The 18652-nt window shown below is 66.1% G+C and carries 19 protein-coding genes; 5 read left to right on the top strand and 14 right to left on the bottom strand.

The genetic code is table 11. The features are described 5' to 3' along the window. Nucleotides 1-309: 309 nt before the first annotated feature. The 11 genes from AB3K92_RS11740 to kdpF form a co-directional block, all read right to left on the bottom strand. Nucleotides 310-744, bottom strand: a complete 435-nt coding sequence (locus tag AB3K92_RS11740) for a cupin domain-containing protein (protein WP_021157328.1) — start codon at nt 742-744, stop codon at nt 310-312. Nucleotides 745-818: 74 nt separating this feature from the next. Then, on the bottom strand, nt 819-1586 hold the full coding sequence (locus tag AB3K92_RS11735; protein WP_042973307.1) for an ABC transporter ATP-binding protein: 768 nt from the start codon (nt 1584-1586) through the stop codon (nt 819-821). A gap of 43 nt (nt 1587-1629) precedes the next feature. Then, the gene (locus AB3K92_RS11730; RefSeq protein ID WP_011355969.1) at nt 1630-2343 is read right to left on the bottom strand and encodes an ABC transporter permease; all 714 of its coding nucleotides are present in this window, start codon (nt 2341-2343) and stop codon (nt 1630-1632) included. Next, nucleotides 2340-3029 carry an ABC transporter permease gene (locus tag AB3K92_RS11725; protein WP_021157329.1) on the bottom strand — a complete coding sequence of 230 codons (690 nt, stop codon included), beginning with the start codon at nt 3027-3029 and terminating at the stop codon, nt 2340-2342. The genes AB3K92_RS11730 and AB3K92_RS11725 overlap by 4 nt, the downstream gene beginning before the upstream one ends. Nucleotides 3030-3204: 175 nt before the next feature. Beyond that, a complete protein-coding gene (locus AB3K92_RS11720; RefSeq protein ID WP_369465100.1) occupies nt 3205-3978 on the bottom strand; it encodes an ABC transporter substrate-binding protein in 774 nt (257 codons plus the stop codon). A gap of 300 nt (nt 3979-4278) precedes the next feature. Beyond that, nucleotides 4279-5031, bottom strand: coding sequence for a response regulator (locus tag AB3K92_RS11715; RefSeq protein ID WP_021157331.1), 753 nt, complete (start codon nt 5029-5031; stop codon nt 4279-4281). Next, nucleotides 5028-6734 carry a DUF4118 domain-containing protein gene (locus AB3K92_RS11710; RefSeq protein ID WP_059493630.1) on the bottom strand — a complete coding sequence of 569 codons (1707 nt, stop codon included), beginning with the start codon at nt 6732-6734 and terminating at the stop codon, nt 5028-5030. The genes AB3K92_RS11715 and AB3K92_RS11710 overlap by 4 nt, the downstream gene beginning before the upstream one ends. A gap of 80 nt (nt 6735-6814) precedes the next feature. Next, nucleotides 6815-8839, bottom strand: a complete 2025-nt coding sequence (gene kdpB / locus AB3K92_RS11705) for a potassium-transporting ATPase subunit KdpB (RefSeq protein ID WP_369465782.1) — start codon at nt 8837-8839, stop codon at nt 6815-6817. Between the two features lie 83 nt (nt 8840-8922). Beyond that, nucleotides 8923-9621 carry a potassium-transporting ATPase subunit KdpC gene (gene kdpC, locus AB3K92_RS11700; protein WP_369465099.1) on the bottom strand — a complete coding sequence of 233 codons (699 nt, stop codon included), beginning with the start codon at nt 9619-9621 and terminating at the stop codon, nt 8923-8925. Nucleotides 9622-9631: 10 nt separating this feature from the next. Next, nucleotides 9632-11335, bottom strand: coding sequence for a potassium-transporting ATPase subunit KdpA (kdpA, locus tag AB3K92_RS11695; RefSeq protein ID WP_060230279.1), 1704 nt, complete (start codon nt 11333-11335; stop codon nt 9632-9634). A 138-nt stretch (nt 11336-11473) separates the two neighbouring features. Next, entirely contained in the window at nt 11474-11554 is an 81-nt protein-coding gene (kdpF, locus tag AB3K92_RS11690) for a K(+)-transporting ATPase subunit F (protein WP_063623159.1), read from the bottom strand. Between the two features lie 334 nt (nt 11555-11888). Here kdpF and AB3K92_RS11685 point away from each other — a divergent pair, with 334 nt between their 5' ends. The 3 genes from AB3K92_RS11685 to hutC all read left to right on the top strand — a co-directional run bounded on the left by AB3K92_RS11685 (nt 11889) and on the right by hutC (nt 14361). After that, nucleotides 11889-12203, top strand: a complete 315-nt coding sequence (locus AB3K92_RS11685) for a hypothetical protein (protein WP_081071587.1) — start codon at nt 11889-11891, stop codon at nt 12201-12203. A gap of 152 nt (nt 12204-12355) precedes the next feature. Beyond that, entirely contained in the window at nt 12356-13483 is a 1128-nt protein-coding gene (locus tag AB3K92_RS11680; RefSeq protein ID WP_060217920.1) for a porin, read from the top strand. 182 nt (nt 13484-13665) lie between these two features. Then, nucleotides 13666-14361 carry a histidine utilization repressor gene (gene hutC, locus AB3K92_RS11675; RefSeq protein WP_048022472.1) on the top strand — a complete coding sequence of 232 codons (696 nt, stop codon included), beginning with the start codon at nt 13666-13668 and terminating at the stop codon, nt 14359-14361. A 15-nt stretch (nt 14362-14376) separates the two neighbouring features. Here the strand turns inward: hutC and AB3K92_RS11670 are convergent, their stop codons facing one another. After that, complete coding sequence (locus AB3K92_RS11670; protein ID WP_369465096.1) at nt 14377-15618, bottom strand: glycosyltransferase; 1242 nt, start codon at nt 15616-15618, stop codon at nt 14377-14379. Nucleotides 15619-15712: 94 nt separating this feature from the next. Between AB3K92_RS11670 and AB3K92_RS11665 the strand changes: the two genes are divergently transcribed. Further along, on the top strand, nt 15713-16333 hold the full coding sequence (locus AB3K92_RS11665; RefSeq protein WP_060309665.1) for a TetR/AcrR family transcriptional regulator: 621 nt from the start codon (nt 15713-15715) through the stop codon (nt 16331-16333). 250 nt (nt 16334-16583) lie between these two features. After that, entirely contained in the window at nt 16584-16937 is a 354-nt protein-coding gene (locus AB3K92_RS11660; protein WP_021157344.1) for a hypothetical protein, read from the top strand. A gap of 106 nt (nt 16938-17043) precedes the next feature. Here AB3K92_RS11660 and AB3K92_RS11655 read toward each other — a convergent pair whose 3' ends face one another. Together AB3K92_RS11655 and AB3K92_RS11650 are read right to left on the bottom strand one after the other, a co-directional pair. Then, nucleotides 17044-18015 (bottom strand): hypothetical protein, encoded by a 972-nt coding sequence (locus AB3K92_RS11655; RefSeq protein ID WP_219705987.1) that lies wholly within the window; start codon nt 18013-18015, stop codon nt 17044-17046. Next, entirely contained in the window at nt 18002-18604 is a 603-nt protein-coding gene (locus AB3K92_RS11650) for a hypothetical protein (RefSeq protein ID WP_124468644.1), read from the bottom strand. The genes AB3K92_RS11655 and AB3K92_RS11650 overlap by 14 nt, the downstream gene beginning before the upstream one ends. Between the last annotated feature and the right edge of the window lie 48 nt (nt 18605-18652).

Raw genomic sequence — 18652 nt, 5'->3', positions numbered from 1 at the left:
CGGCGATCCGGCTGGTACCTCCTTAACGCCGGTCGTCGGCAGGCCGTGCACCGCCATCCCGCGCAATTGACGATCTTTGACATCGTGGCGCGGCCAGCGCCTCGAAACTGACGAATGTCTTTCTTTTCTTTCCGGATCTTCAGCTTTCCAACCGTTCGGAATTCGAAAGAATGTTTCCGGGGAAGGGAAAACGTGCAGCAGGCGTGATCGGTACGCACGGAAGCTTCCGGGGAGCGCGCAACAAAAAAACCGCCCGAAGGCGGTCCGATGCAGGCGTGCGCGTGACGCGCGCCCAGGGCAACCGGGCAGCTACGCGCCCGCTTCCCCCCACGGCGTCGGCGGCGGCACGGCGCACGGCCCGTCGACGTCGATCGACTTGAAATCGGCGGGCCCGACGATCTCCAGGTATTCCATGTCAGGCGAGTAGTCGAACAGGTAGTGGACGATCCCCGGCGCCTGATGCACGCAGTCGCCGGCCGCCACCAGCGTCTCCTGTTCGCCGTACATGAAGCGCGCCCAGCCCTTCAGCATGATCACGATATGGAACTCGGCCTCGTGACGGTGCCAGCCGGTGCCCGCCTCCGGTGCATGATTCGCCCTGACAAGCTGCGCGACGACCTTGCCGTTCGTCGCAGCCGCGATGCCGAGATCGCGATACAGGAAGAAGTCGCGCAGGCCTTCGCCGCGATACGCGGTGTCCTGCGGCTTCACATGGGAAAAAGCGGTGGTGGTCTGCTCGCTCATCGCGGTGCTCCTTCATCGAAAGGATTCCGCGTGACAAGCATTTAGCGTTCCACCCTGCACCACCGCCCGCCTGCTTACTTCAGCCGCCCCGACAGGAACTGCCCGAGCCGTTCGCTCTTCGGATTCACGAGAATCTCCTGCGGATTCCCTTCCTCCTCGATCTTTCCCTGATGCAGGAAGATCACGTGATTCGACACGTTGCGCGCGAAGCCCATCTCGTGCGTGACGACGACCATCGTCCGGCCTTCCTCCGCGAGCTTCTGCATCACCTTCAGCACTTCGCCCACCAGCTCGGGATCGAGCGCCGACGTCGGCTCGTCGAACAGCATCACCTCCGGCTCCATCGCAAGCGCGCGCGCAATGGCCACGCGCTGCTGCTGGCCGCCCGACAGGTGCGACGGATACATGCCCTCGACGCGCGGCGCGAGCCCGACCTTCTCCAGGTACTTGCGTGCGCGGGCGATCGCTTCGTCCTTGCCGATCCCGAGCACGGCCATCGGCGCTTCGATCACGTTCTCGAGCACCGTCATGTGCGCCCACAGGTTGAAGTGCTGGAACACCATCGACAGCTTGGTGCGCATCCGCTGCAGCTGCTTCTGGTCGGCCACGCGCAGCGAGCCGTTGCGGTCGCGCGTGGTCTGGATCGGCTCGCTGCCGATCGTGATCTGCCCCGAGCACGGCTGCTCGAGGAAGTTGATGCAGCGCAGGAACGTGCTCTTGCCGGAGCCGCTCGAGCCGATGATGCTGATCACGTCGCCGGCCTTCGCCTTCATCGACACGCCCTTCAACACCTCGTTGTCGCCGAACTTCTTGTGCAGGTTGTCAACGGTAAGCTTGTACATGCTGGGTCCTTCCTTGCGAATCTTGCGAATGCGTTAATGGCCGTTAATGGCCGCGCGGCGAGAGGTACGCGAGCCAGCGCGTCTCGAGCTTGCGGAACGCCCAGATGAGCGTGAACACGACGACGGCGTACAGCACGGCCGCGATGCCGTAGGCCTGGAACGACATGTACGTCGCCGAATTGACGTCGCGCGTGACCTTCAGGATGTCGGGCACGGTCGCGGTGAACGCGAGCGTCGTCGCGTGCAGCATCAGGATCACTTCGTTGCTGTAGCTCGGCAGCGAGCGGCGCAGCGCGGACGGCAGGATGATCCGCGTATAGAGCTTGAAGCGCGACATCCCGTAGGCCATGCCGGCCTCGATCTCGCCGGCCGACGTCGCCTTGATCGCGCCCGCGAAGATCTCCGTCGCATACGCGCATTCGTTCAGCACGAACGCGAGCAGCGTGCAGTTCATCGCGTTGCGGAAGAACGTGTCGAGCAGCACGTGGTTGTGCACGACCTGCAGGCTGTAGATGCCCGTGTAGCACATCAGCAGCTGCACGTAGAGCGGCGTGCCGCGGAACACGTACGTATAGAGCCACACCGGGCCCGAGATCCAGCGGTTCGACGACGCGCGCGCGATCGCGAGCGGCACGGCGAGCGCGAAGCCCAGCGCGATCGACACGACCAGCAGCCACAGCGTGATCGCGAGGCCGCTGAAGCGGTAGCCGTCGGTGTAGAGATAGCTTTGCCAGTACTGGCTGACGAGTTCGATCACAGTGCGAGCCTCCGGACGCCGACGGAATAACGCTTCTCGAGGTGATGCAGCACGACGTTCGACACCGTCGTGATCGCGAGGTAGATCGCGCCTGCCGCCAGCGTGAAGAAGAAGAAATCGAGCGTGCTCTTGCCCGCGTCCTGCGACGCCTTGACGACGTCCGCGAGGCCGATGATCGACACGAGCGCGGTGGCCTTCACGAGCACCTGCCAGTTGTTGCCGATGCCGGGCAGCGCGAAGCGCATCATCTGCGGGAACAGGATGCGGCGGAACACGCGCCAGCCGCTCATCCCGTATGCGAAGCCCGCTTCGAGCTGGCCGCGCGGCACCGACAGGAACGCACCGCGGAACGTCTCGGTGAAGTACGCGCCGTAGATGAAGCCGAGCGTGATGACGCCCGCCACGAACGGGTCGATGTCGATCTGGTCCCAGCCGAGCGCGTCGGTGAAGTTGTTCAGCAGGATCTGGATCCCGTAGAACAGCAGCAGCATCAGCACGAGATCCGGCACCGCGCGGATCAGCGTCGTGTAGAAGGTGCCGATCGACTTGAGCACGCGGTTCGTCGACAGCTTCGCGCTCGCACCGATGAGGCCCAGAACGAGCGACGCGGCCAGCGACAGCACCGCGAGCTTCACGGTCTCGACCGTGCCGGCCCACAGAAGCGGGCCAAATCCTTGGAAGATCATAGAAGGGATCCAGAACGAAGTGGCTGGATTGTCAATAGCCATTAACCGCGCATCAAACGATATCTGTGCACTACCTGATGCGACTTGCTCATCAAGCCGGGGGCATCCCACGAAGCGGATTGCACCCGGCAACGGATGCGGCGCGCGCCGCAGGCGATGCACGCCGCACGGACGGTCAGCCGCCGTAGACGTCGAATGCGAAGTACTTCTTCTCGAGCTTCTTGTACGTGCCGTCCTTGATGATGTCGGCGATCGCGTGGTCGATCTTCGCCTTCAGGTCGGCGTCGTCCTTGCGCAGCCCGATGCCGGCGCCGTTGCCGAGCGTCTTCGGATCGTCGATGTCCTTGCCGGCGAAGTCGAAGCTCGCGCCGCGCGGCGTCTTCAGGAAGCCGATGTCGGCCTGCACCGCGTCCTGCAGTGCCGCGTCGAGGCGGCCCGACATCAGGTCCTGGTACACACCGTCCTGGTTCTGGTAAGGCACGACCTGCACGCTCTTCGGCGCCCAGTACGTCTTCGCGTAGGTCTCCTGGATCGTGCCCTGCTCGACGCCGACCGACTTGCCCTTCAGCGATTCGGCCGTCGGCTGCAGGTTCGCGCCCTTCTTCGCGACGAGGCGCGTCGGCGTGTTGAACAGCTTGTCGGAGAACGCGATCTGCTCGGCACGCGCCGGCGTCATCGACATCGACGACAGCACGCCGTCGAACTTCTTCGCCTTCAGCGCGGGGATCATCCCGTCGAAGTCGTTCTCGATCCACACGCACTTCGCCTTCAGGCGGGCGCAGATCTCGTTGCCGAGATCGACGTCGAAGCCGACGACCTTGCCGCTTGCGTCCTTCGATTCGAACGGCGGATAGCTGGCGTCGACGCCGAACCGGATCGTCGACCAATCCTTGGCGTGGGCACCGACCGCGATGCAGGCAAGGGCAATACTGAGCGCGAGTTTCTTCATGGCGTTCCTGTCGTAGGCGAACTGGGCAAGGGTCCCGTCGGACGGACCGCACCGGCGCGGCCGGCACGGCGCCCCGCCGTGAACCCTTCCAACCCGGGCATCGCCTCGTCCGGCGACCGCCCAAGTTGTACATACAACTTTGCCCGCGCAGGTGCACCACCAGCAATCCGTGTTTATCTCTAATTGTCGGCGGATTATGGCCGTGGGTCGCAAATTTCCTTCAATTTCAATTAATTACGAATTACATCGAGCTAAACAACGGCTTTCTCCGCGCGCAGGTTGGTGGCCGGGAGCGGGTTTTCACCTGTCTAGACCTGTCGACGCCGCATCACGCTGCCCGTCCGTCATGCCGACCGTTTCCAGACCGACCAGCCGGTAGCCGAACTGCAGTTCCGTCAACAGGTGCCGCGGGCGCGCCGGCACCGGTTCGAGCTTCTGCCGCAGGTTCGTCATGTACACGCGCACGTAGTGCGCGCGCTCCGCGTCGTGGATCCCCCACACCTCGGCCAGCAATTGCCGCGCGGCGACCACGCCGCCGCGCGCGCGAATCAGCGCGGCGAGCAGCCGGAATTCGAGGCGCGTCAGATGAACCGGCTCGCCGCCGCGGGCGACTTCGTGCTTGCCGAGATCGACGGTCACGTCGCCGAAGCGCACGATCGACGACGATTGCCCGTCGGCCGACACGAACGCCGCGCGCCGCAACTGGGCGCGCGCCCGCGCGAGCAGTTCGGGCACGCCGAACGGCTTCGGCAGGTAATCGTCCGCGCCCGCGTCGAGCGCCGCGACCTTCTCCACCTCCTGCTGCCGCGCCGACAGCACGATCACCGGCACCGTCGACCATTCGCGCAGTTCGCGGATGAACGTCTTGCCGTCGTCGTCCGGCAGCCCGAGATCGACGATCACGAGATCGGGCTTGCTGCTCGACGCGTACATCCGCGCCTCGCGGGCCGTCGACGCCTCGCAGGTGTCGAGCCCCTCCTGTTCCAGTGCCATCCGCACGAAACGGCGGATGTCCGATTCGTCCTCGACGACAAGTACGCGCGATCTGATCATGTCCGGCTCTCGTGTTCGATGTCGGGTGGCGCACCCAGTGGCAGGCGAATCTCGAACCGCGCGCCGTGCGGATCGAGCGGCACCGCGCGGATCGAGCCGCCGTGCGCGTTGACGATGCTGCGGCACAGCGCGAGCCCGAGCCCCACGCCGCTGATCGACGATTCCTTGCGCTCGCGCTCGAACGGCTCGAACAGCGGCTCGGTGTTGCGCGCGACGAAGCCGGGCCCGTCGTCCTCGACGAACACGTACAGCGTTTCGCCGAACACGCGTGCGCGCACCGCCACGGCCGCCTCCGCGCCCGCGTACTTCGCCGCGTTGTCGAGCAGGTTCATCAGCACGCGCTCGATCAGCAGCGCGTCGACGTCGATCAGCGGCAGGTCGGCCGGCAGGTCGGCGCTCACGTCGCGGCCGGCCAGCACGCCGGCCGAATGCGCGAGCGCGCTGCCGACGATCTCGTCGAGCATGTGCCACTCGCGATTCAGCCGCACGCCCTCGCTCTGCATCCGCGCAAGATCGAGCAGGTTCACGACGAGCCCGTGCAGCGCCTCGGCCTGGTTGCGGATGCCGTGCGCGAGCGCGGCCGGCTGCCCGTCGGCCAGCCGCTCGGGCCGCTCGAGTGTCTCGGCGAGCCCGCGGATCGCGGTCAGCGGCGTCTTCAGGTCGTGCGACACGGCGGCGAGCAGCGCGTTGCGCAGCCGCTCGCCTTCGATCCGGACGAGCGTGTGCTGCGCGACGCCGACGTAGTGCACACGTTCGAGCGCCATCGCGATCGACGAGCACAGCGCGTCGATCAGGCGGCGATCGTCGGGGTCCGTGGGTACCGGCTGCGCGTCGCCGAACAGCACGAGCACGCCGCGCACGCGCATCGGCGCCTTCAGCGGCAGGTACTGCGCGGCCGCGCGCTCGAACGGCGGCAGCCCGCACCCGGCCCCGCGCGCATGCTCGTAGGCCCAGCGCGCGATCGGCGCTTCGACGAACGCGGCGTGCGGCGCCGGCATCAGACGGTCGTCCGCGTCGGGCAGCACGAGCGCGACGCGCACGCCGAGCAGCGGCGCGATCGTGCCGGTGCAGATCGACGCGATCTGTTCGGTTTCGATCGCCGCCGACAGGTCGTGCGCGACACGCGCGAGCGCGGCCGAGCGCTTCTCGTTTGCGCGCGCGGCCCGCGCCTCCGCGCGCAGGCGTGCCGCGAGCTGGCCGATCGCGAGCGCGACGGCGAGCATCAGTGCGAACGTGAACACGTACTGCGTATCGGACACCGCGAACGACAGCCTCGGCTCGACGAAGAAGAAGTCGAAGCAGCCGACGCAGACGAACGCGGCCCACGCACCGGCCAGCCGGCCGAGCCGCAGCGCGATCAGCACGACGGTCATCAGGAACAGCATCACGACGTTCGACAGGTCGAACACGCGCAGCAGCGCGCTCGCCGCCAGCGTCGCCAGCGCGCACACGAGCGTGGCGAGCAGCAGCGGCACCGCGTACTGCGACACCCACACGTGCGTGCGCGGGCGCGCCTCGCGCACGGCCAGCGCCGGCCGCGTATCGGGCCCCGCGCCCGCGATGCGGTCGGCCAGCGCCGCGCACGCGCGCAGCACGGCTCGCCAGCGGTCGCGGCGCGCGCCGGCCCCGCTGCGGCGGGCAGCGGTGTCCCGCCGCCTCGTTGCCCGTCGATTCGCATCCTTCACGTTCACATTCACATCCATGATCGCTTCCGGCAATTGAAACGCCGAACGGCCCCGCGCACGCCGCGAAGGCGTGAGCGGGGCCGCGACGGCGCGTTCGGTCAGATAAACGGCGTCAACAGCATGTCGATCAGCTTGATGCCGATGAACGGTGCGACGATTCCGCCCACGCCGTAGATCAGCAGGTTGCGCCCCAGCAGCTTGCCGGCCGGCTCCGCGCGATACTTCACGCCCTTCAGCGCGAGCGGGATCAGCGCGACGATGATCAACGCATTGAAGATCACCGCCGACAGGATCGCCGACGTCGGGCTGTGCAGGCCCATCACGTTCAGCGCGCCAAGCGCCGGATAGGTCGCGACGAACGCGGCCGGGATGATCGCGAAATACTTCGCGAGATCGTTGGCGACGCTGAACGTGGTCAGCGCGCCGCGCGTCATGATCATCTGCTTGCCGACCTCGACCACTTGCATCAGCTTCGTCGGGTTGCTGTCGAGGTCGACCATGTTGGCCGCCTCCTTCGCCGCCTGCGTGCCGCTGTGCATCGCGACGGCCACGTCGGCCTGTGCGAGTGCGGGCGCGTCGTTGGTGCCGTCGCCCGTCATCGCGACGAGATGGCCCTTCGCCTGGTGCTCGCGGATCAGCCGCAGCTTGTCCTCGGGCGTCGCTTCGGCCAGGTAGTCGTCGACGCCGGCTTCCGCCGCGATCGCGGCCGCGGTGAGGCGGTTGTCGCCCGTGATCATCACGGTCTTCACGCCGACCTTGCGCAGTTCGGCGAAGCGCGCGGCGATCCCGTGCTTGACGATGTCCTTCAGCTCGATCGCGCCGAGCACGCGGGCGCCGTCGGCGACGACGAGCGGCGTGCCGCCGCGCCGCGCGATTTCGTTGACGGCCGTCTCGACCGCCTGCGGAAACGCACCGCCGAGCGCATCGACGTGTGCGCGGATCGCCGACGCCGCGCCCTTGCGCACCTGCCGCCCGCCGATATCGAGGCCGCTCATCCGCGTGCGCGCGCTGAACGGCACGGCAAAACCGCCGTCGATCGTCTTGCCCTCCAGCGCGAACCGCTGTTTCGCGAGCGCGACGATCGAACGCCCCTCGGGCGTCTCGTCGGCAAGCGACGACAGCTGCGCGGCCTCGGCCAGCGCACGCTCGTCCACGCCCGGCGCCGGCCGGAACTGAACGGCCTCGCGGTTGCCGAGCGTGATCGTGCCGGTCTTGTCGAGCAGCAGCACGTCGACGTCGCCTGCCGCCTCGATCGCGCGGCCCGACGTCGCGAGCACGTTCGCGCGCATCATGCGGCTCATCCCGGCGATGCCGATCGCCGACAGCAGCGCGCCGATCGTCGTCGGGATCAGGCAGACGAGCAGCGCGATCAGCACGGTCAGGCTCACCGCCGAACCCGACGCGTTCAGCAGCACGCTGAACTGCGAGAACGGCAGCAGCGTCGCGCACACGAGCAGGAAGATGATCGTCAGCGCGACGAGCAGGATCGTCAGCGCGACTTCGTTCGGCGTCTTGCCGCGCTTCGCGCCCTCGACCATCGCGATCATCCGGTCGAGAAAGGCCTCGCCCGGCTGCGCGGTGATCTTCACGACGATCCAGTCGGACAGCACGCGCGTGCCGCCCGTCACCGACGAGAAATCGCCGCCCGACTCGCGGATCACGGGCGCGGATTCGCCGGTGATCGCCGATTCGTCGACCGACGCGACGCCGTCGATCACTTCGCCGTCGGCGGGAATCGTGTCGCCGGCCTCGACGAGCACGATGCTGCCGGTCGCGAGTTCGTCGCTCGGCACGCGATGGCTGGTGCTGCCGTACCGCTTCGGTTCGTCGAGCACCTTCGCGTACACGCGCTTGCGCGCCGCGCGCAGCGCGTCGGCCTGCGCCTTGCCGCGCCCTTCGGCCAGCGCCTCGGCCGCGTTCGCGAACAGCACGGTGAACCACAGCCAGCACGCGACCGCGAAGATGAAGCCGGCCGGCGCATCGCCGGTGCCGGTCAGCGCCTGCAGCCACAGCACGGTCGTGACGATGCTGCCGAGATAGACGACGAACATCACGGGATTCTTCAACTGCACGCGCGGCGCGAGCTTGCGGAAGGCCTCGCGCAGCACGGCCGTCCGGCGCATCGGCGGCACGGCGCCGACCGGGATCGCCGCCGGATTGATCGGGGTTTCGATATGGGACATGAGTGACTCCGTGGTTCCTGCCATTACTTCGCGCCGGCCGCCTGGCCGAATGCGCGATCCAGCGCGAGGTTCAGGTCGAGCACGCGCACGCGCGGTTCGCCGAGCACGCCGAGCTGGCGCGGCGATGCGATGCGTTCGACCAGCGCCGCGACCTGCGCGGCGTCGACGTCGCGTGCCTGCGCAACGCGTGCCGCCTGCAGCCGCGCGTTCGCCACCGAGATCTGGGGATCGAGCCCCGATGCCGACGCGGTCACGGCATCCGCCGGTACCGGCATGCCGGCGGCGAGCGCGTTCTCCTGCCGGTACGCGCGTACCCGCTGCGCGATATCCGCGAGCAGCTTCCTGCTGGTTGCCCCCTGGTTGCTGGCGCCGCTGCCGGCCGCGTTGTACGGCTGGTCGACCGTCTTCGACGGATCGGCCGGATCGGTGCCGGTCGTCGCGCTCGGCCGCCCGTGGAAGTAGCCGGCGCGCGTGAAGTGCTGCCCGATCACCGTCGAGCCGATCGTCGTGCCGTTGCGCTCCACGAGACTGCCGCGCGCCTGCGACGGGAACAGCACGTTCGCGACGCCCGTGGTGAGCAGCGGATACGCGATGCCCGTGACGAGCATGAACAGCACCGACGATGCGATCACGGGCCGCACGAGGCCGCGCGTCGCCGCGCCGAACGAAGAACCGGGTGCCGGCGCGGCGGCGGCCGCTGCCTGGCGATTGCCTTGCATCATGATGTTTTCCTCAGAACAGTTGGCCGCCCGACATCAGCAGGTGCTCGACGACCGGGCCGAGCGCGAGCGCGGGCAGGAACGTGAGGCCGCCGACGACCAGGATCACGAAGACCAGCAGGCCAGCGAACAGGCCCGTCGACGTCGACAGCGTGCCCGCGCTTTCCGGCACGCTCTTCTTCGCGGCGAGGCTGCCCGCGACCGCGAGCATCGGCAGCAGCGTCAGGTAGCGGCCGATCAGCATCGCGAAGCCGATCGTCGTGTTGAAGAACGGCGTGTTCGCGTTCAGGCCCGCGAACGCGGAGCCGTTGTTGGCAGTGCCCGACGTGTACGCGTACAGCACCTCGCTGAAGCCGTGCGGGCCGAGGTTCGCGAGGCTGTCCATCGTCGAGTTCAGCATCGCGGCCAGCGCGGTGAAGCCGAGGATGCTGAACGGATGCGCGAGCACCGCGAGCATCACGAGCTTCATCTCGCGCGCCTCGATCTTCTTGCCGAGGAACTCCGGCGTGCGCCCGATCATCATCCCGACCAGGAACACCGTGAGGATTGCGAACGTGAACAGGTTGATCAGGCCGACGCCGTCGCCGCCGAACACGTTGTTCAGCATCATCTGCGCGATCGGCACGAGGCCGCCGAGCGGCGTCAGCGAGTCGTGCATCGCGTCGACCGAGCCGGTGGTCGCGGCGGTCGTGACGGTGGCGAACAGGCTCGTCTGCGCAATGCCGAAGCGCATCTCCTTGCCTTCCATGTTGCCACCCGGCTGCGCGGCGCTCATCTGCTGGTCGACGCCGAGCCCCGCCACGAGCGGATTGCCGTGCTGCTCGGCCGAATAGATCACGGCCAGGAAGCCGACGAACATCACGACGAACGCACCGAGGATCACCCAGCCCTGGCGACGCCGGCCGATCATCGTGCCGAGCGTGTAGGTCAGCGCGGACGGAATCAGCAGCATCGACAGCATGTGCAGCGTGTTGGTGAGCGGCGTCGGGTTCTCGAACGGATGCGCGGCGTTCATGCTGAAGAAGCCGCCGCCGTTCGTGCCGATGTGCTTGATCGATTCGAGGCTGGCAACGGGCCCCGTCACGATCTGCTGGCGCGCGCCTTCGAGCGTGGTCGCCCACGCATCGGACGCGAGCGTCTGCGGCATGCCCTGCCACACGTACACGAGCGCCATCGCGAAGCTGAGCGGCAGCAGCACGCGATAGGTCACGCGCGTGAAGTCGACCCAGTAGTTGCCGATGTCCGCCGCGCTCTTGCGGCTCAGCCCGCGGATGAAGCCGCCCGCGGCCGCGACGCCGGTCGCCGCGCTGGCCACCATCAGGAACGTGATGACGGCCATCTGCGAGAAGTTCGACAGGCTGCTCTCGCCCGCATACGCCTGCCAGTTCGTGTTCGTGATGAACGACGCGGCGGTGTTGAACGCGAGGTCGGGGCTTTGCGCGGCGCGCTGCAGTGCGTCGAACGGCAGCGTGTCCTGGATGCGCAATAGCAGATAACCGAGCAGCATCATCCCGGCATTGCTGAGCAGCAGCACCATGCCGTAGCGCTGCCACGACATCGCTTCGTCGGGATTCACGCCGAGCAGCGCATAGGTACGGCGTTCGACCCACGCGTGGCGCGGGCTCGTAAAGGCGTGCGCGAGCCATTTCCCGACGACGGGCACCAGCGCCAGCATGATCGCGAGAACGATCGCGAATTGAATGAGATTGTTGAACATGTCGACGCTCGCTCAGATCCGGTCAAGGCCGGTGACGAAACCGGCCGTCAAGGCAAAGAACGCGAGCGTGAACAGAATGAAAAGCAGATCGCTCATGACATCCACCGATATTTTCGAATTCCTGTTGAATCGCGCCGATCAATACCGCTCGGGTTTGATCAAGGCATGAAACAGATAGATAAAGAGCGCGAGCGACAGCGCGCCGGTGATCCACAACATGGCTTTCCCCTTTTTTCGTATGCGCGGCGACGCCGCGCGATCGTCGGCGTGGCGGGCCTTGCCTTGCCGGCGCAGGCCCGTGTGACGCCCCCATGCTCGTCTGGCGAATGGGATGCGACAGTGTAGAAATCCGCGTATCAAAGCGGTGTTCAATTTCTTTACAGGGAATAAAAAAGCCGTAAAGACGAAAGCCGGCCGACGGGGCATTTTTATGCGTTCTTTTCAGGGCCCGCGCGAGTCTATACACCGTATCGTCACCGCGATTCCTAGAATGGGCGGCATGTTCAGGACGAGATCTCCGCGGTGCGGAGCACGATGTGACCGGGGTGCCAGCATGAAACCGACCAGAACCGAAACCACCGCTTCACGCGATCTGCCGCCCGTTCGTTCGCGGCGCCGGTACCCCGCCGACGAACGCGTGCTGCTGTCGATCCGCGTCGAATCCGACAACCTCGCCGTCGTGCGGCGCCTGCTGCACCAGGCGGTCGGCACCGCGCTCAATTTCTACACGGCCGCGATCGACGAGCGCACCGGGCGCGCCTGCATCGAGCTCGAGGTCGCACGGTCGCAGGCATCGCCGGCCATCCTGTCGATCCTCCGCCTGCTGCCGGCCGCCGAGTTCGGCACGATCCGCCTGTTGCAGCACTAGCGGCGTTCGCCGCGGCCGCGCGTGACACGCGTCACGCGCCGCCTCCCCTTTTCAACGATTCATCGATTCATCGATTCGAACGCGTGTTCCGGTGCGAACGCGCGACGAATCGTCGTTCCCGTCGCGACGGGCCTTTCCAGGAAGCACTCAGAATGAAAAAAGCAGTCGTCGGTACCCTTTCCCTCGCATTCTTCGGCGCCGCCGCGCATGCGCAAAGCAGCGTCACGCTCTACGGGATGCTGGATGCGGGCATCGTCTATACGAACAACCAGTCGGGTAAAAGCGCGTGGCAGCAAGGCAGCGGCCTGCTGTCGAATACGGTCTTCGGCCTGAGCGGCAACGAGGATCTCGGCGGCGGCCTGCATGCACTGTTCCGCCTCGAGAACGGCTTCAACCTGAACAACGGCACGCAGTCCTACCGGAACACGATGTTCGGCCGCCGCGCGTACGTCGGCCTGCAGAGCGACCGGTACGGCGTGCTGACGCTCGGCCGCCAATACGATGCCGTGGTCGACTACCTCGGCCCGCTCGCGATGGCGAACAACGGCGACGGCAACAATCTCGCGTCCCATCCGTTCGACAACGACAACATCGACGATTCGTTCTACATCGACAACGCGGTGAAATACACGAGCCCGACGCTCGCCGGCTGGCAGTTCGGCGGCCTGTACGGGTTCAGCAACGCGGCCGGCGGCTTCGCGAACAACCGCGCGTACAGCGCGGGCGTGTCGTATGCGAACGGGCCGGTCAACCTCGGCGCCGCGTACCTGCAGCTCAACCGCGGCGGGCTGACGGCCGGCGGCGCGCTGTCGACGAACGACGGCCCGAACTTCCCGGCCGTGCGCCAGCGCGTGATGGGCGCGGGCGGCAGCTACGCGTTCGACCGGCTGACGGTCGGCGCGCTGTGGACGCACTCGATGTTCGACGAAACGGCCGCGTCGTCGCTGCCCGGCGCGCTGAACGCGCTGCGCTTCGACAACTTCGAGGTCAACGCGCGCTACACGCTGACGCCGGCCGTCTCGCTCGCGGGCGCCTATACGTTCACCGACGGCCGCTACGACGACGCCACCGGCAGCCACCGGCCGAAATGGCACCAGGTGACGCTGATGGCCGACTACGCGCTGAGCAAGCGCACCGACGTATATGCGGAGACGGTCTACCAGCACCAGTTCGGCGTGCCGTCGGGCGCGACGCTCGGCTTCGCGAACGTGACGGGGCTCGCGGCTTCGTCGACCAACACGCAGGTGGTCGCGACGGTCGGCATCCGGCACCGGTTCTGACCGCGCGCGGACTGCCGCGGGCCGGCCGCTCTGTGCAATCCCGCATGGACGCGCGCCGGCCGAACAGGGATCATTCGGGAAATCCGGGCCCGCACGCCCGCGAAACCGGTACACTCGGCGCCGGGCGCGCGCCGGATCGGCATTCGGCGGCGGGCCGCCGCCGACTCTCGAACCGTGATCCCATGACCACACCGATCTATCAGGAAATCAAGGACTTCATCCTCGCGCGCATTCATGCCGGCGAATGGGCGGAAGGCGACCAGGTGCCGTCGGAGAACGAACTCGCGCGCGAATTCAACGTCGCGCGGATGACCGTGAACCGCGCGCTGCGCGAACTGACGGCCGAGCAGGTGCTCACGCGCACGCGCGGCTCCGGCACGTACGTCGCGTCGCCGAAGTACGAATCGACGCTCGTCGCGATCCGCAGCATCTCGGACGAAGTCGCCGCACGCGGCCACGGCTATCGCGCGCAGGTGCTGCTGGTCGGCGCGGCCGTCGCCGACGCGAAGCTCGCCGACGAACTGCAGCTCGACGCGGGCAGCCCGATCTTCCATTCGCGCGTGCTGCACTTCGAGAACGACACGCCCGTGCAGCTCGAGGAACGCTGGGTCAATCCGGCCTGCGCGCCCGAATACGCGTTGCAGGACTTCACGACGACGACGCCGAACCAGTACCTGACGCGCGTCGCGCCGCTGCAGCGCGTCGAATACCGGATCGAGGCCGCGATGCCCGACGCCGAAACACGCCGCCACCTGACGATGGACGACCGCGAGCCGTGCCTGCTGCTGCATCGGCGCACGTGGTCGCAAGGAATGGTCGCGTCGGTCGCCAACCTGTGGCACCCGGGCAGCCGCTATCGCTTCACCGGGCATTTCTGAAGTCGACGCGCGGGCTCAGCGCGCGCCCGACCGTCCCCAGCGCTCGATCGCACTGACGGCCAGCGTCAGGCCGTCGTCCCGCGCGATGCGCGCGCCGAGTTCCGTTGCGCGCGCCTTCGTGTCGCCGCGCTCCGCGAATGCGATGGCCCGCGCCAGCGCGGCGGCCTCCACGCGCCGCCCCGCGACCGGCGCATCCGCGACGCCGAGCCGCTGCAGCCGGTTCGCCCAGAAGAACTGATCGCCCGCGAACGGCACGACGACGGACGGAATGCCGGCCCGCGCAGCCGAATGCGTGGTGCCCGACCCGCCATGATGGATCGCCATCGACACACGCGGGAACAGCCTGTCATGCGGCGTATCGCCGATCACATGAACGTGCGCGGGCAGCATCGACGCGTCGATGCCGCTCCAGCCCGGATGGAACAGCGCACGCCGGCCGCCGAGCGCGCGCACGAGCGCATCGGCCATCCCGGCGCGATCGAAGCCGGCCATGCTGCCGAAACCGATGTACACGGGGGGATCACCCGCGTCGAGAAACGCCGCAAGATCGGGCGGCGGTTCCCATGCGTGTGCATCGATTCGCCACTGGCCGCAGGCCAGCGCCTGCGACGGCCAGTCGGCCGGGCCCGACAGCAGTGCCGGCGACACGCCGTACAGCATCGGATGATCGGCCCACACCCGCCTGCGCGGCGGCAACCCGCACACGCTCGCGCGCGCCGCGTTCGTCGACTTCCTGAACGCCTGCCACAACAGCGCGTTCACGAACCGGTGGCTCGCGCGGTTCAGCCAGCGCGGCACCTTCCCCGGCGGCAGGAACGGCGACGCGAATTCCGCGGTGGGCGTAATCGGGATCATGCCGGCGCCGATCGCCGGCACGCCGCGATACTCGGCAACCGACAAGCCGACGAACGATACGAGCCCCGACACGAGGATCGCGTCGCACCCGGCCGACGCCTCCGCGACCTGCCGCATCCACGCGGCCGTGTTCGCGTTGGCGATCGCCGCGAGCGCCTTCGACGTGTCGTTGAAGCCGCCGCGCCCGCGCACCGCATCGGCCAATGCGCCCTCCGGCGCAATCGCGCGGCGGATATCGCCGGACAACGCCGCCGACGGCACGCCGAGCATGGCGGCCGAGCCGAGCGTTGCCGCGTCGGCCAGCAGCCGGACGTCATGGCCGGCATCGATCAGCGCACGACCGAGCGCCGCGAGCGGGCGCGTGTCGCCTTCGGTGCCGTAGGTGGCGATGACGAGCTTCATGCGTGACTCCTTGCACCCGACGGAGGCAGGTGGATTCATAAAAATGCACGTCGTATACTAATGCAATTCGTGCACTTTTATCCGATCCCTCGCCATGCCGACTCCGACCGACGATCCGGGCCGCCGCGCGCGCAAGCGCATCCAGATGCTCGCGCATCTCGCCGCCACCGGCGCACGCCTCTTCGACGCGCACGGCTACGAAGCCGTCACGATGGAGCAGATCGCCGCGCAGGCCGATGTCGCGAAGCGCACGCTGTACAACCACTTTGCGACGAAGGAAGCCGTGCTCGCGCACTGGCTCGAAGGCGAACTCGCGCGCGATCTCGCCCATCTGCAGCGCGATGTCGCGCGGCGCAAGACGTTCGTGTCGCGCATCGGCTGTGTGCTCGATGCATCGGCCGCGTGGTGCGAGCAGCATCCCGCGTACCTGCTCGCGTATCTGCGCCATCGCTTCCTGAACATCGGCGTGACCGAACCGGAAAGCGGCAACGAGAACGGCAGCGATATCGCGTTCGTGTGGCAGCAACTGATCGCAGCCGGGCAGCAATCCGGAGAACTGAACGGCACGCTGCGAGCCGACCAGCTCGCGACGTGGTTCCATCACCTGTATCTCGCGGCGATGCTGCGCTGGCTGACCGTGCCGGGGCTGTCGCTGAAACGGGAGTTCCAGGCGGTCGCGAAGCTGTTTGTCGAGGGCGCGGAAGCGAAACGCTGAACGGCGCCGGTGATGCATCGAGCACGACAGAACCGGCCAGCGCAGCGCCTACGGTGAATACGGTGCGATAACCGCGTCGCGCGGCGCATACGCATTTTTACGACGAACACATGCATCGCATGCCAAATTTCCCGCGCGGCAGTATGCTGGCGACGTACGGCTGCGCACGACGCTTCGGGTAATCCCTGTATCGGCACATCGTCGCGCGGCCGTCGCGACCGCAATCATGCGTTGCAAGGAGGGATTCGTGATGGCAACCACGCATCAGCACTTCCACCTGGAACTACGGCACGCCACCGCGCCGACCTATTTCATCAGCTACCTGTTTCCCGCCTTGCTGTTCGTCTACGAGCTGCTGCGCGTGGGCCAATGGATCCGCGATCACGGGATGCAGTTCGGCGCGTTCAAGCAGATGGGTTACGAGTATCTGCTGATGCTGCTGTTCGTCGGGCTGCAGATCTTCGTCGAGGCGATCTTCCTGCTCGGCGCCGCGATGCGCCGCGACAATCGCGACTTCGAGCACCGGCTGCCGAACGTGATTCTCGGCATCGGTCTCTCGATCGCGCTGCTGGCGATCGATCTCGCGATCCAGCTCGCGTTCTGAATGCACGCTGCCCGCTCGGGGGCTCAGGCGCCCGAGCGGTGCAGGAGTTCGCAGACCGCGGCGAGCACGTCGACCGTCCGCCCGCATCGTCGCTCGATGACTTGTGTCAGCGAGTCTTGGACTCGTTCATGACAGGCTTGCTTCTAGAACGCATTTGCCCTTCCAGCCAGTATGGCGGGATACGGGACATCAAGCTGCTCTGCCACGTGAGCGGCGTCCATGTCTTGCCACCATCCTCCGAATACACGATCTCGGGATTGTCCTTGTCCGCCATATGCGCATAATTGGCTGCGAGCCAGACATGGTTCGGATCGGCAACGTACGCACTGACAGCCTGGGAAATCGTATCAGGCAATTGGGTCGTGACCCACGTGATGCCATCAACGGAGCGGATCAACGTTCCCTCGGTCGTGCCCGTTATCCACCAATGTCCGTTCGGTGTCCAACCCAGTTCAAACAGATAATCCGGGTTGCCGAGATCGGTCGATTTTACGGCGCATGTCTCGGGCGAAATACGGACGGCAAGATAACGAGTATCGCCGGCCTGATTGCCGCCCAACGTTACCAGGCCGACCAGCGGCCCGTCCGCATCAACGAAGCGGACGGCACCGCGCAGAAACTCGCTGGCACTTCCGTCTGCCGGATCAAGGCCCAGTTTCCTGACATTGACTTCGCACTCGTGCCCACCACGCCGGACCTTCACCGAATGACGAACATCGTCAGCAGACACGGTGTAATGAGCGCCGAGGACGATGGCTCGTCGATCTGCGTCGGCTTTTACCACACGACCATTGGCGCTATCGATGACCCTGTTGCCGATGTAGAAGCGCCCCTGCGTGTCGGCGCTCACCAATGGCCAATAGTAGCCCGCCGTATCGGTCACGGCGATTTGCCTGTCATCAGCCAAGACGAACCGCAGGTACTCCGAGTACTTCTGGAAAATCGTCAGCCGACCGATCTCCAGCTTGTGTACCGGATTGTCTGCGCCTGAATTCGCCGCATCAGCGACGCTTGCCGCGCCCCCGAATGCAAACAAGGCTGCAGCGAGCGTAGTCTTGATCCATTTAGCGCACTGCATCGGATTCTTCCTTACCCAATTCCGAAAGCCAAAACTTTGAGTTGCCGATAATCGTGCCACTATGACGCGAGGAGCGGGATCTGAAGTTATCGTATATATATTTCGAGTTCGGCCCACCTGCAATGAAAGCCTTCACTGCGTCGATCGATTCCTGCAAATCAGAACACTCGCTCTTCCCCAACGCCTTATACTTCGGATTTCCGGAATTAATGAATTTCGGCCTCGGCTTCGGCTGCAACGAGTCAAATTGACCAGCAGCATTGCAAACCATGGAAAACGTCTTAGCAATATAATCGTTTCTTGGATATCCCTTTCGATTCAATCTGAAATAGAAAACGTTCAACAGAGCCTCTTTCTCGATCCGGCGATCGCTTTCATCGGGCAGTATCCCTGCTCCGCTCGACTCCGCATACAACACCCGGGCCAGGTAATTAAGGTCTGCCCCAGAGAACGTCAGATTTGCCGTACGCGGAGGACTGTTGGCGATCTTGAACGTTTCTTGCTCATCGATCCATTGGGGCTGACAAATATTGACCTCAACCCCTGCCGAATCATTTTTAGGGGTGACCTTTCCTTGTGCCTGGGCCATTGCCTGTTTCTCCTGATGCACTTGCAGAACTGTAAGCCGTTCGTCGTA

The organism is Burkholderia sp. Bmkn7 (genome assembly GCF_041103175.1).
In the GTDB taxonomy this organism is placed as follows: Bacteria; Pseudomonadota; Gammaproteobacteria; order Burkholderiales; family Burkholderiaceae; genus Burkholderia; species Burkholderia cepacia.
Note: the sequence above shows the minus strand (reverse complement) of the source record. Positions and strands in the feature narration are given on the sequence as shown.

Coding starts and splice junctions, on each gene's coding strand:
- AB3K92_RS11740 (WP_021157328.1), bottom strand. CDS start 744: ATGAGCGAGCAGACCACCACCGCTTTTTCCCATGTGAAGCCGCAGGAC.
- AB3K92_RS11735 (WP_042973307.1), bottom strand. CDS start 1,586: ATGTACAAGCTTACCGTTGACAACCTGCACAAGAAGTTCGGCGACAAC.
- AB3K92_RS11725 (WP_021157329.1), bottom strand. CDS start 3,029: ATGATCTTCCAAGGATTTGGCCCGCTTCTGTGGGCCGGCACGGTCGAG.
- AB3K92_RS11720 (WP_369465100.1), bottom strand. CDS start 3,978: ATGAAGAAACTCGCGCTCAGTATTGCCCTTGCCTGCATCGCGGTCGGT.
- AB3K92_RS11715 (WP_021157331.1), bottom strand. CDS start 5,031: ATGATCAGATCGCGCGTACTTGTCGTCGAGGACGAATCGGACATCCGC.
- AB3K92_RS11710 (WP_059493630.1), bottom strand. CDS start 6,734: ATGGATGTGAATGTGAACGTGAAGGATGCGAATCGACGGGCAACGAGG.
- kdpB (WP_369465782.1), bottom strand. CDS start 8,839: ATGCGCCGGACGGCCGTGCTGCGCGAGGCCTTCCGCAAGCTCGCGCCG.
- kdpC (WP_369465099.1), bottom strand. CDS start 9,621: ATGATGCAAGGCAATCGCCAGGCAGCGGCCGCCGCCGCGCCGGCACCC.
- kdpA (WP_060230279.1), bottom strand. CDS start 11,335: ATGTTCAACAATCTCATTCAATTCGCGATCGTTCTCGCGATCATGCTG.
- kdpF (WP_063623159.1), bottom strand. CDS start 11,554: ATGTTGTGGATCACCGGCGCGCTGTCGCTCGCGCTCTTTATCTATCTG.
- AB3K92_RS11685 (WP_081071587.1), top strand. CDS start 11,889: ATGAAACCGACCAGAACCGAAACCACCGCTTCACGCGATCTGCCGCCC.
- AB3K92_RS11680 (WP_060217920.1), top strand. CDS start 12,356: ATGAAAAAAGCAGTCGTCGGTACCCTTTCCCTCGCATTCTTCGGCGCC.
- hutC (WP_048022472.1), top strand. CDS start 13,666: ATGACCACACCGATCTATCAGGAAATCAAGGACTTCATCCTCGCGCGC.
- AB3K92_RS11670 (WP_369465096.1), bottom strand. CDS start 15,618: ATGAAGCTCGTCATCGCCACCTACGGCACCGAAGGCGACACGCGCCCG.
- AB3K92_RS11665 (WP_060309665.1), top strand. CDS start 15,713: ATGCCGACTCCGACCGACGATCCGGGCCGCCGCGCGCGCAAGCGCATC.
- AB3K92_RS11660 (WP_021157344.1), top strand. CDS start 16,584: ATGGCAACCACGCATCAGCACTTCCACCTGGAACTACGGCACGCCACC.
- AB3K92_RS11655 (WP_219705987.1), bottom strand. CDS start 18,015: ATGCAGTGCGCTAAATGGATCAAGACTACGCTCGCTGCAGCCTTGTTT.
- AB3K92_RS11650 (WP_124468644.1), bottom strand. CDS start 18,604: ATGGCCCAGGCACAAGGAAAGGTCACCCCTAAAAATGATTCGGCAGGG.